Raw genomic sequence first — 12,964 nt, forward strand, 5'->3', positions numbered from 1 at the left:
TTTGTCAATTTCAATTTTGTCTGACATCAAGTAAATAACTTAAGAAATTTGAGGTGGATAATGATGGGGGCACAAGAAATGCCGATCACACATGAACCCAACCGTAGTGATAAGCAAGAAAAGATCAAAAACGACAAATTTACAAAGTGGCAGTCTTTTCTATTAATATTTGGAACTTTATTAGTATGTATCGTCGGTGGTTATTTTGTAAGTGATAAGTACCTCTGGGCTAATGCTGATGAGGAACGGATAAATGAACAGCTTGACTATTATAAGGGTAAAGTTGACGCTGAACCAAATGATGCTGAGAATCGAGTAAACCTAGGTTATACCTATTTCGTAAAAGGTGATAACAGCGATGCCATCAAGCAATTAAAAATGGCTGTTGAACTTGATAAAGAATATTTTGGTGCCTATTTTAACCTTGGCTTAGTTTATTTAGATGATGAAAGATATAACGATGCTCTAAAACAAGCTCAAAAAGCGGTTGACCTTGCGCCAAGAAACTTCAAGAGTCATTTGCTAGCTGGAATGACATACCGTGAGCTTAAGATGTACAAGGAAGCTGATAAATCTCTTAAAGAAGCCTTGAAAATTGCTCCAACAAACTGTGATGTTATTACCGAAATTGGTAAAGTTGCTGAAGATCAAGGTAAATATAAAGAAGCAGAAAAATTCTTTAAAGAGGCATTAAGCTTTGATCCACTTTACAAGGCTGCTTCAGAAGGTCTTGAAAGAATCGATGGAAAAACAAAGGACAAAGACAGCAAGTAAAAGGAGATGACAACACTTGAAAAAGAAAACAGTTTATATATGGATGAGCACAATAGTTGTTTTGTCGGTTGCCTTTTTTGCAGTCGTCTACTTCTTTAACCTAGATTCTAAATTAACACCAATTGTTGCTGCTATGGATCCAAAGGAAGAACCTGTATACGCTCAGGCAATCTATGGAGATTTCAACGAACCACTTGCAAAACCAATGGATGTTTCAGTCATTGATGATTTGGTATACGTAAGTGATGCAAAGAGCAAACAAGTGAAAGTTTATGATCAATCTGGAACACCTGTATTCCAGTTTGGTAAAGAAGGAACAAAAGAAGGTGAATTCAAATTCCCTTATGGTGTTGCTGGAGATACAAAAGGCAACGTCTATGTAGCCGATATGTACAATGCAAATATTTCGATTTTTGATTCTAAAGGTAAGTTTATTAAGTACTTCAAGGACGAAGAAAAAGTTCTTAAATCGCCAGGTGGACTACGAATTTTTGATGAAAAGCTTTACGTAACTGACATTAAGGCCAACAAAGTATTTGTCTTTAAGTTAAATGGAGATAAAGTAATGGAAATCGGTGGTCCTGGTGCAGACGAAGGTAAATTCCTTGCTCCAAACGCTGTTACTGTCGATGATGATGGTCAAATCTATGTAGCCGATTCTGCTAATAATAGAGTTCAAGTTTTTGATAAAGCAGGAAAGTTTATCAAAATCATTAACGGCTCTGAAGATGGAAAAGGTGATACGATTTTCCTTAACCCTCGTGGTGTAGCAGTAGATTCAAATGGAGTATTGTATGTGGTAAATAATTTATCTCACACTATTTACGCTTTTGATGAGGATGGAAAGCAAAAGTTTGAATTAGGTGGAATGGGATCTGGAAACGGACAACTTTACCTTCCGAACGGCATGTTTATTGATGAAAGAGGAACGCTCTTTGTCACTGATACTGTAAATCAGCGTGTTGCTGTATTCTACTAATCTTTTTTTACCTAAAAGGGGGTGGTTGAAGCTAAATAGTTATTAATTTATCATACTACCTTTTTTTAGAGAGAAAAAACAGAGAGATTTTAGGGAGGTTTTATTAAAATGGGCAGACTTAAAATAGCATTTACAGCTATCTTAATGCTTATTCTTGTAAGCATCTTTGCAGCTGGTGCTTCTGCAGCAACTACTAATCCGGGTCCAGGCGTTAATGTTGGTAGCGTCGATAACTTCGGTAATGAAAGTACACACAAAACACACGGTAATTTCCAAAACAACACAAACTCTTGTGCAAACTGCCACAGCACGCACAATGGTGAAGATGAAATGTTGTTAATGAAAGATGGCGAATACGAACTTTGTATGTCATGCCATGACGGTACAATGGGCTTCTACGATGTTACAAAAAATAGTGGTGCAGGTACTTTTGATGATTCACACTTAAGTTCTTCTATGCACAACGTAGATGCAGGAATTCAAATTGGTAGCGCACCTGGTAAATTTACAAATAATTCTACAGCTGAATTAGAGTGTTCAAGCTGTCATAACCCACACGGATCTGCAAACGACCGTTTATTGAACGAAACAGTTGCTGGTAAAGCATTTGCAACTTATGCAGTTAATGGTGTTCAAACACCTGCTCCAGTTGGAACAAAAACAATCGCACTTGAATTAACAGATGATCCTGCATATGCAGAACTTAATGCATTAACAGGTACTGGTGGATTAAAAATTACAAAATCAAATGGTCCAAAAGGATCAGTTATCGCTGCAACAGGTGTGAATGATAAAATTCACTATTCTCAATTCTGTGGCGCTTGTCACGATGATTATTTTGCAAAGCGTAATGCAGGTTCTTCAAGCAATCCAATGCCTGGAAAACCAAGCACAGGCTCTGCAATTACTGCAACACATACACATGACACTTATACGCATACTACAAACAGCTCTAGCCAAGGCCGTAGCTGTGCAGCTTGTCACTATGCACATGGTACTGATGTAACAACTATGATCGATGCAGCAGGAAGAAATATCGATGCTTTATTACAAGTTAAAGATGCTAACGGTGTAAACCTATTTACTCAAGAAACTGCTGAGCAATACATGAAAGATGTTAGCGTAAAAGGTTCTTCATTGAAGAAATTTACAAACATGGCTGTATGTTTTGCTTGTCACGGTTCTAGTATTGCAAAAGGTCAGATTGATCCTCAATTCCTTGGTGGAGATGGCCGTCTATTAGGTAGAGCAAAAATTAAATAATTTATATCTCTATCAATTGATTGATTTTTAAAAGAAGATACTCTAATTGGAAAAGGTAACAATGTTCATTGTTACCTTTTCCTAAATCTAATTACCGTAACATATTCACATAACTTTGAACATTACGAGGACTATCTTGATTACCTCCCAAAAAGGTAGCCTTCGTTACTATATAATGAACTGTTTATCCAAAATTCCTTAAAGGAGGTGATGTCTCAACAGAAAGATCAATTGTTTCTACCTAATCAAAAATAGAGAAAAAGAGATTGAGAGAATTTAGGGAGGTTTATTAAAAATGAGCAAGTTAAAATTAGGCTTTTCAGCATTGCTAATGTTCGTTCTTGTTAGCATTTTTGCAACTGCTGCATTTGCAGAAGAACCATTTGTTCCAACTTCAACAAATCCAGCACCTGGTATTAATGTCGGAGATGTTGACAACTTTGGTCAGAAAAACACACACAAAACTCACGGTAACTTCCAAAACAACACAAATTCTTGTGCAAACTGCCACAGCACGCACAACGGTGAAGATGATATGTTGTTAATGAAAGCTGGCGAATATGATCTTTGTATGTCATGTCATGACGGTACAATGGGCTTCTACGATGTAACTGCAGCAAGTGGCGCTGGTGTTTTCAATGAATCACACCAAGACGCAACTATGCACCATGTTGATTCAGGTGTGAAAATTGGCGCAGCCCCAGCTGCATGGCAGAACACTTCAACAGCTGAACTTGAGTGCTCAAGCTGTCATAACCCACACGGATCTGCAAATGACCGTTTATTAAACGAAACAGTTATTGGTAAAGCATATGCTTACAATGTTTCTGGAAAAATGGGTTCATCACATGGTCCATCATTCAGTAAAACGACTGCAATCCCTACAGGTCAACAAGCTATTAAGCTTGTATTAAAAGAAGACCCTGCATATGCAGACATCAATAGCAACTCAACATTATCAGGATTAAAGATTACTAAATCTTTAGGTCCAGATGGTGCAAGAGACAGAATGAACTATAGCAACTTCTGTTCAACTTGTCACGACAACTATTTAGCATCAAGAACAGCTAAGAAACCAAATCTTGACAATGGTGGTAAAGAAGAAGGCGTTTACACACACACTACTAACAGCCATAAGGGTGGAAGAAACTGTGCTTCTTGTCACTATGCACACGGAACTGATAATACTACTTTAATGGATTCTTCAGGTAGAACAACTGCTGAACTAGTAGCAGATGGTGTTATTACTGCAGATAAAGCTGAAGCATACATCAAAGATGTAAGTGCAAAAGGAACTGCACTTAAGAAATTCACTAACATGTCAGTATGTTTCTCTTGTCACGGTGCTGAAGGTTTAGGTGGCCCAGCTGCCGCAGGTCAAAATACTGCTGGTTCTCCTGATACTCCACTTTATATGTATACAGCTCCAGACGGTTCTCAACCTGGATGGGATGGAGTAACTAACTGGAAATCAGCATCTTATGATCCAGCGTTTGCAGGCGAACTTGCTGAAGTTATCGAACACTGGTCTGAGAAATACGGTAACTAAGAAATAACCAAAAACAAGGGAACTATAAATTCGTTTTGTTCCCTTGTTTTTACCTCTAAATATGCTAATAAATTGTCAAAAAATGTTCTTTTTGGATAATCTCAGATAATAGTTATGTTGATATAATAAAAATGTAAATATTAGGTTGGATATTTTTGAGAATAGAATCTTTTATAGAGTATATTTGCACCTTTAAATCGATAAATCACAACCGTTTTTTTACTCATGAACGGTTGTTTAATAATAGAATACATAACAATTATTAACGAAATGTGAATAAAGAAATAAAGATATGTTAAGGTATTTTTCCTTTAAGGAGGTGGTGTATAAAAAGAAGTATTCAAATTTATTAATACCACTAGATTAAAAGAGAAAAAGAGAAAGAACAAACAGAGAGAATTTTAGGGAGGTTTTTTGAAATGAGTAAGTTAAAAGTAGGCTTTTCTGCTTTATTTATGCTTATTTTAATAAGCATGTTTGCGACTTTTGCTGCTGCAGAAGTAACTTTACCATCAAATGTTGGTACTAAAGATAACTTTGGTGCTGATAATACTCACAAAACGCATGGTAACTTCCAAAACAACACAAACTCTTGTGCAAACTGTCACAGCACCCATAATGGTGAAGATGATATGTTACTTAAGAGTGGTGAATATGAGCTTTGTATGTCATGTCATGATGGTACAATGGGCTTCTACGATGTAACTGTAGCAAGTGAAGCAGGTATCATGGACTCACATGATCAAAGTTCTTCAATGCACTCGGTTCAAGGGGAATTAGCAGTAAAATCAGCTCCTGGTGCACTAGCTAATACATCTACTGCAACATTTGAATGTTCAAGCTGTCATAATCCACACGGATCAGCAAACGACCGTTTATTAAATGAATCAGTAGCTGGTAAAGCATTTGCCGGTAACTTCAACGTAACAATTGTAGGTTATACTGAAACTATTACAAAATTAAATCCAGTACCTACTGGTACAGCAGGAATTAAACTTGACTTAGATTTAGATCCAGCATATGCAGATATTAATAATGCTACAGACCTATCTGGACTAAAAATTTATAAATCAAATGGTATTTACAATAAACCTGCTGATGGCTACACACAAGCTCAGGTTTATGATTACAAATTAAATTACTCAAATTTCTGTGGATCTTGTCATGACGACTACTTGAAAAATAGAGAGAATGGTCCAAAAGCAGATGGCGTTCATTACACTCATACAACAAACAGCACTAAGTCTGGTCGTAGCTGTACAGCATGTCACTATTCACACGGTACAGATATTACATTATTAAAAGACACTGCTGGCAAGACTATTGCTGACCTTCAAAAGCCAGTTGTTGATGGTGGAAAAGGTTGGACAGAAGAAGTTGCTAGAGATTACATGAAAGATGTAAGCAAGAGCGGTTCTTCAGCATTAAAGAGATACACAAATATGGCTGTATGTTGGTCTTGTCACCAATCTACACATGCAATTGCTAATACTCCAGGTACAAGCACATATCCAGCATCAGGAGCAGTTCCTGGTGGAGATTATTCAGGTAAAGGTGGAATTAAATAATTCCAAAAAAAGCTAACAAATAGCCGATCTATTTGCTAGCCTAAAAAGTGAACAAAAACAAGGTGACAATATCACTATTGTTACCTTGTTTTTTATTATTATGGCTATTACCCTTATAAATGTCAAAAAGTTTTCTAATCTAGAGATAAATAGAAATTATTCTATTGATATAATAAAAATAGGTGGTAATAGATTATCATCTTAATAATCAAAGAAAAGGTGACTGTAGTGAAGAAAAAAACGAACTATATACAGAAACTACTATCATACTGTGCAATATGGTTTGTTTTTTGGGGTTCTCTCATCCTACCATTCCCTAAAGAAAATATTTTTTTTGCTGAAGGTGGATCATTAACGGAAACTACTACACAAGAGAATGGAACTACTAGTAATACAGACAGTGTAGTGAATGGTGGAGAAATCTCAACTGATAAAACACCTTCTGATTCCGAAACGAATGCAACACAGGAACAAGGACCAATTTCTACTCCAATAACAGAAACCAATGAAACCCAGGTTCAAAATGTCCAAACTACATTAGAGCAAGGTCCTGCATTATTTTCCATAAGTGAAGCAAATGGAATCAGGCCAGTAGTTACAAGTATTGAGCTAATGGCATATGATAGTGCCACTTGGGAAGCTGCAGTATTAGATACCATTCCACCGCTAGATTTAACGGAACCACAAGGTCAATCGTTAGATCTTAGATTAGCTGCAGGTCTAAGTAAATACGAACCAGAAACTGATAAAGCACCAAACGCTGATAATTATTTACCAGCACAGGACTTAACAAATGTAAGACTAAATTCAACTTTCCGTATTAAGATTACTGAAGCAGGTACGTTACAAAATTACGCTGAACCATTAATTGTGCTTCCTGCAAATGAAACCGATCTTAGTAAGAAGGTTGCTTTAAAAATTGTTCCAAATGATGCAGGCGAAGAATTAACCAAAGTTGGTAATGAATATGTTATTACTTTAGCCTTGCCTGAAGGTCAAACCTGGAGTGCTAGAACAACATATAAAGTTTATGTTAATCCTGAGATAAAAAATGACCAAGGATTAAATATTACTCCTAAGGCGTTTAAATTTACAACACGTCCTGAGATACATTCAGTTGATATTCATGGAAGTCTTGGAATGAATACGAATTCTTGTGCTAATTGCCATAGTACCCACAATGGTGACAACGCAAATTTAATTGGTGGTACAGTCCAGGATGATCAAGGCGAGTATTTATGTATGGCCTGTCACGATGGGACAGTTGCTTCAGCTATGCCAGAATATGATTCTGACGCACCTCATTTTCAAAGCCATCAAAATATTAAGGATGAGGGCGAATCCTGTGCAAGCTGTCACAACCCTCATACTGCTTGGACAAAAGAGAATCCTAATAAAATCAAGGATAAATCTGGTACAGTCTATAATTACAAAAAGAATCTTGGTTTAGCAACTGACTTCAATTTGTGTTTAAGATGTCATGATGGAGTAAAAGGTAGCAACATAAAACAATTTTATGAGGATCCAACGCTGCTTTATTATTCTGGTCATAATATGACTGCAACAGATGGCAGTACGGCAGCCGATGGAACACCTTTAAAGGGACAATTGGCTTGTGCGGACTGTCATGAAACTCACGGTAATTCCGACTCTGTTTATTCGTTAAAAGGCAATTTGGGCAATATCAAGCGAGATACCGGAGATATTTTCCCGAAAACAGTTGGCACCGAATTTACGGCAGAAATGGAACGAGATTTCTGTACGAAGTGTCATTTCACACCTATTGATGGTACTAAAAAGGCGATTGAGATGTATGGAAATACCGCTCAATTCGATGATTCTCTTTACGGTCATAGACCGGTCAGGGATGCAAGTGAGAGATGTTCGTTCTGTCATAGTCCTGTAATATCATCAGATTTTAAAGAAGAGTTACGAGCAACTGCTCATGCTCCTAGAAAATTAGATGAATAGTTTTTAAAAAAAGCTGATTATAAGTTCGATTATTTTGAACTTATAATCAGCTTTTATTTAATTAGACTTTATTTTAAAATAGCTAATCCAAAGTACTTTATTAGATTTTTATATTGACAGTTGCTGAAAATTCCCGTACATTAGTATTAATATCATATTTCCTTTTAAAGGGGAGTAGCTGGACAGTAAAGTCGTCATTCCGAGAAGCGCATGTTTCTCCGGCTTTATTGGCAACGTGACGTTGTAAGCGAGACCTTTACTTGTAAGAGTAAAGGTCTTTTTGTATTTTTAAGACCTTTACCGCATCTTTGGTAGGGGTCTTTTTTGTTGCCGCAGATGGATATGACGGAAACTTACTTTTAAAAGGAGGATTTCTTTTATGGAATTATCATTATTATTGGAGTACGGCTGGGTATTAATTGTTTTGGTTGTATTAGAGGGACTGTTAGCTGCAGATAACGCATTGGTACTGGCAATTATGGTAAAGCACCTGCCGCTTGAAAAACGTAAAAAAGCATTATTCTATGGCTTAGCAGGAGCATTTGTCTTCCGTTTCGTTTCATTATTTGTGATTTCATACCTTGTGGATGTATGGCAACTTCAGGCTGTAGGTGCCTTGTATCTTCTGTTTATGGCCGGGAATCATATTTTTCGAAAACTGGTTAAATCTAAAAATGATGAAGCAGAAGAACATAAGCAGAAGACTGAGAAAAAAGGATCAAGCTTTTGGACGACCGTTTTAAAGGTAGAAGTCGCTGATATTGCATTTGCAGTTGATTCAATTCTTGCAGCTGTTGCTATGGCAGTTATGCTACCAGACACACCGTTACCTAATATTGGCGGACTTGATGGCGGTAAATTCATTGTTATTTTCGCAGGTGGTATGATTGGTCTGATCATCATGCGTTTTGCTGCTAACTTGTTTGTTGATTTATTGCACAAGCGTCCAGGGCTAGAAATTGCGGCGTTTATGATTGTTGGCTGGGTAGGTGTCAAGCTCGCTATTTATACCTTGGCCCATCCTGCACTTGGCGTGTTAAGTGAAGATTTCTCGCACTCCATGCTTTGGAAAGTGACCTTCTATGTTGTGTTAGTCGGAATTGCCCTTGGTGGTTGGTTATTCTCAAAAGAAAAACCAGCATCAGCTGTTGCGGCAACATCCGAAAACGAAACGAATGCCATCTGATTTTTTTAGGAACATAGTTGATTGGAGCGGAGGGCACGGAGACTCCTGCGGGAGTAAAGGGCATAGGGAGACCCCACAGGCGCTTTGCGCCGAGGAGGCTCCCTGCACCGCCCGCGGAAAGCGAAGTGCCCGGAGCGGAAATCAACTGGCGAAAGAATAATAATATTGAAACCTTTTCGTCATTCGTTCGTACAAAATAATTGAAGGTTTTTAACCATGGGGGCGAAATGCCCCTCATCCCTATTTCGAAAATGAACTAAAAAATAAATGGAGGTATTCAACTTGTTTTTTCACCCGATGGACTTTTTGATTTTAATTGCATTTGGGATTTCGCTTTGGGCACAATTTCGTGTTAAAGGAACATTCAACAAATGGGTCGAAGTGCCAACCAGAACGGGAGCATCAGGAGCAGAAGTAGCTCGGGCGTTGCTTGACCGTAATGGCTTGTCACACATTCCAATTGAAGTGGTGCGCGGCACACTGTCAGACCACTATGACCCGATTCATGGGGTGGTCAGACTATCAGAAGCCGTTTACTACGGTCGATCTATATCATCTATTTCTGTAGCAGCCCACGAAATTGGACATGCTATTCAGCATAAAGAAGGCTATAAGGCATTAACGCTACGACACAGAATGTTTCCTGCAGTTAACATCGCATCAGGAATTGCACCATTTCTGTTAATTGGCGGATTTCTATTTCAAGCACTATCGCTTATCGGTCTAGGGATCATCTTTTTCTCGGTTGCGGTTGCATTTCAATTGGTTACTTTGCCAGTCGAGTTCAACGCTAGCTCTCGTGCACGCAACTTAATGATCGCTGAAGGTTTCTTGTACAACGATGAAGAGAATGGTGTTAAAAAAGTATTAGGGGCAGCGGCGTTAACTTATGTTGCTGCAGCGCTTATTTCCTTGCTTGAATTACTAAAATATGTCATGATTTTTATGCAGGGAGACGACGATTAATCGTATATAATTTGAAAAGTGTCTGGCTCCTGGTATGAACACCAGCGTCTTAACATTTTTCGATACACTCAGGAGGTGTACGCCTTACATTTGTAGGGCCTTATTTTGATAATAACGAATCTTGTTTTATTTGCAGTTTTAATTGCATTTTCCGGCTTTTTCGTCGCAACCGAATTTGCGATTGTAAAGGTCCGAGGGTCAAGGCTTGATCAATTAGTAGATGAAGGAAAAAAAGGTGCTCTTGCCGCTAAGGACATAACGACCCATCTTGATGATTATTTGTCTGCTTGTCAGTTGGGGATTACCGTAACATCTTTAGGACTTGGTTGGTTAGGAGAGCCGACAGTGGAAAGATTATTACATCCACTGTTTGAAGGTTTGCACTTAGATTCGTCGATATCAAGTGTATTGTCGTTTATCATTGCCTTTGGTGGTGTAACCTTCCTTCACGTAGTAGTTGGTGAATTGGCGCCAAAAACATTAGCGATTCAAAAAGCTGAAGCGGTCACATTAGCAGTTGCAGGGCCGATTAGATTGTTCTATAAACTAATGTATCCGTTTATTTGGGTGTTAAATCACTCTGCTCGTGCAGTTACAGGACTATTTGGTTTAAAACCAACCTCAGAGCATGAATTAGCTCACTCTGAAGAAGAATTAAGAATTTTACTTTCAGAGAGCTTGGAGGGCGGAGAAATCAATCAAAGCGAGTATAAATACGTGAATAACATCTTTGAATTTGACGAACGCCTTGCTAAGGAAATAATGGTACCGCGAACTGAGATTGTCAGCTTTGATATTGAGGATGACATAGAAACAATTAAAACAATTATCCAGCAAGAGAAATATACACGATACCCCGTCGTCGAGGGCGATAAGGACAATATCCTTGGTATGATTAACATAAAAGAGTTACTTACAGCAAGCTTGAAACGCGAGGATTTTGAAAATGAATTACAGTTGCAGTCTTTAGTAAAACCAGTAATTCGAGTGATTGAAACGATTCCAATTCACGATCTCTTAGTGAAAATGCAAAAAGAAAGAATTCATATGGCGATTTTACTAGACGAGTATGGCGGTACTTCGGGGCTAGTCACTGTTGAGGACATTCTTGAAGAAATCGTCGGTGAAATTCGTGATGAATTTGATGCAGATGAAGTCGCTGAAATTCGGAAAATCGGGCCAAATCATTATATTTTTAGCGCCAAAGTCTTAGTTGACGAGGTTAATGATACATTAGGTACTAATCTTTCTGAAGAAGATGTCGACACGATTGGCGGATGGTTCTTAACTCGAAACATTGATGCCAAGCTTGGTGATGAAATGGAAGCGGAAGGTTATATTTTTAAAGTCAAAGACATAGACGGCCATCATATTTTATTTTTAGAAGTTAAGAAGCAAGGATAACCCCCTTATAGTGGCAGTTCTAAACCGATGTGTTTAGAGCTGCTTTTTTTGTCTAAAATCTTGATATCTTTACCTAAGCTAGATGAAAACAGTATAATAATAAATAACATTTATTTGAGGTGAATTGGCAATGGAATTAGCGGACATTCGCAATGAATTGGAAAAAACAGCTAAGAAATTAGCGGGTTTTAGGGGGTCTCTTTGACCTGGAAAATAAAGAAGCGCGAATTGCTGAGCTTGAGGATACAATGCTACAGCCCGGCTTTTGGGATGACCAGCAGGCTGCTCAAACTGTAATTAGTGAATCGAATGCCTTGAAGGATCAGGTTCATGTTTTTTATGAACTTAACGAATCCTATGAGGATCTTGAAGTGACCTATGAGTTAGTTAAAGAAGAGGCTGATGATGAGCTTCGTGAAGAATTAGAAACAGAGTTGGGCGAACTGACAGAGCGCTTGAGCAAGTTTGAACTCGAGCTTTTATTAAGTGAACCTTATGATAAAAATAATGCTATTTTAGAGCTTCATCCAGGTGCGGGTGGAACAGAATCACAGGATTGGGGTTCAATGTTGCTCCGGATGTATACGCGCTGGGCCGAAAAGAAGGGCTTCAAGGTCGAAACGTTAGACTATCTACCTGGTGATGAGGCAGGGATTAAGAGTGTTACCTTAGCAATTAAGGGCCATAACGCTTACGGATATTTGAAAGCTGAAAAGGGTGTCCACCGTCTTGTGCGTATCTCGCCATTTGATGCATCTGGGCGTCGACACACCTCCTTTGTATCGTGCGAGGTGATGCCGGAGTTCAATGAAGAAATTGAGGTTGAAGTTCGCACTGAGGATTTGAAAATTGATACGTATCGTTCCACAGGTGCTGGTGGTCAGCACATTAACACGACAGACTCAGCTGTACGGATTACGCATTTACCGTCCGGTATTGTCGTAACTTGCCAATCAGAGCGCTCGCAAATCAAAAACAGGGAAGCTGCGATGAAAATGCTAAAAGCAAAGCTCTACCAACGTGAAATTGAAAAGAAAGAGGAGCAATTAGCGGAAATTCGCGGTGAGCAGAAGGAGATTGGCTGGGGTAGCCAAATTCGCTCATATGTCTTCCATCCCTATTCAATGGTAAAAGACCACCGCACTAACACCGAGAGCGGCAATGTTCAAGCTGTCATGGACGGTGACATCAATCAATTTATCGATGCTTACTTGCGCTCGAAACTGAATTAATTTTGTTTTAAAAGGCCTATGCGATTTATGGGATTGCATAGGTTTTTTTGAATAAATTTACCGAGGAGAAAC

The 12,964-nt window shown here is 38.4% G+C and carries 10 protein-coding genes; all 10 read left to right on the top strand.

Annotated features, from left to right (window positions below; genetic code table 11):
• Positions 1-78 precede the first annotated feature (78 nt).
• The 10 genes from HHO41_RS00960 (at position 79) to prfB (ending at position 12,892) form a co-directional block, all read left to right on the top strand.
• A complete protein-coding gene (locus HHO41_RS00960) occupies positions 79-774 on the top strand; it encodes a tetratricopeptide repeat protein (RefSeq protein WP_248278314.1) in 696 nt (231 codons plus the stop codon).
• Between the two features lie 16 nt (positions 775-790).
• Entirely contained in the window at positions 791-1,753 is a 963-nt protein-coding gene (locus HHO41_RS00965) for a 6-bladed beta-propeller (protein ID WP_169094948.1), read from the top strand.
• A 108-nt stretch (positions 1,754-1,861) separates the two neighbouring features.
• A complete protein-coding gene (locus HHO41_RS00970; RefSeq protein WP_169094949.1) occupies positions 1,862-3,016 on the top strand; it encodes a cytochrome c3 family protein in 1,155 nt (384 codons plus the stop codon).
• Positions 3,017-3,311: 295 nt separating this feature from the next.
• Entirely contained in the window at positions 3,312-4,565 is a 1,254-nt protein-coding gene (locus HHO41_RS00975; protein ID WP_169094950.1) for a cytochrome c3 family protein, read from the top strand.
• A gap of 455 nt (positions 4,566-5,020) precedes the next feature.
• Positions 5,021-6,133 (top strand): cytochrome c3 family protein, encoded by a 1,113-nt coding sequence (locus HHO41_RS00980; RefSeq protein ID WP_169094951.1) that lies wholly within the window; start codon positions 5,021-5,023, stop codon positions 6,131-6,133.
• A 228-nt stretch (positions 6,134-6,361) separates the two neighbouring features.
• Positions 6,362-8,104, top strand: a complete 1,743-nt coding sequence (locus tag HHO41_RS22685) for a cytochrome c3 family protein (RefSeq protein ID WP_169094952.1) — start codon at positions 6,362-6,364, stop codon at positions 8,102-8,104.
• A gap of 379 nt (positions 8,105-8,483) precedes the next feature.
• Positions 8,484-9,290 carry a TerC family protein gene (locus tag HHO41_RS00990; RefSeq protein ID WP_169094953.1) on the top strand — a complete coding sequence of 269 codons (807 nt, stop codon included), beginning with the start codon at positions 8,484-8,486 and terminating at the stop codon, positions 9,288-9,290.
• Between the two features lie 282 nt (positions 9,291-9,572).
• The gene (locus tag HHO41_RS00995; protein ID WP_169094954.1) at positions 9,573-10,256 is read left to right on the top strand and encodes a zinc metallopeptidase; all 684 of its coding nucleotides are present in this window, start codon (positions 9,573-9,575) and stop codon (positions 10,254-10,256) included.
• 105 nt (positions 10,257-10,361) lie between these two features.
• Entirely contained in the window at positions 10,362-11,660 is a 1,299-nt protein-coding gene (locus HHO41_RS01000; RefSeq protein WP_169094955.1) for a hemolysin family protein, read from the top strand.
• 130 nt (positions 11,661-11,790) lie between these two features.
• Positions 11,791-12,892, top strand: a protein-coding gene (gene prfB, locus HHO41_RS01005; protein WP_169094956.1) for a peptide chain release factor 2 whose coding sequence is annotated in 2 segments (ribosomal slippage) — positions 11,791-11,862 and positions 11,864-12,892 — 1,101 coding nt in all. Because the reading frame shifts where the segments join, the coding sequence is not laid out codon by codon here.
• The last annotated feature ends 72 nt before the right edge of the window (positions 12,893-12,964 follow it).

The sequence above is a fragment of the Bacillus sp. DNRA2 genome, from assembly GCF_012843265.1.
Lineage (GTDB): Bacteria > Bacillota > Bacilli > Bacillales > Cytobacillaceae > Bacillus_BU.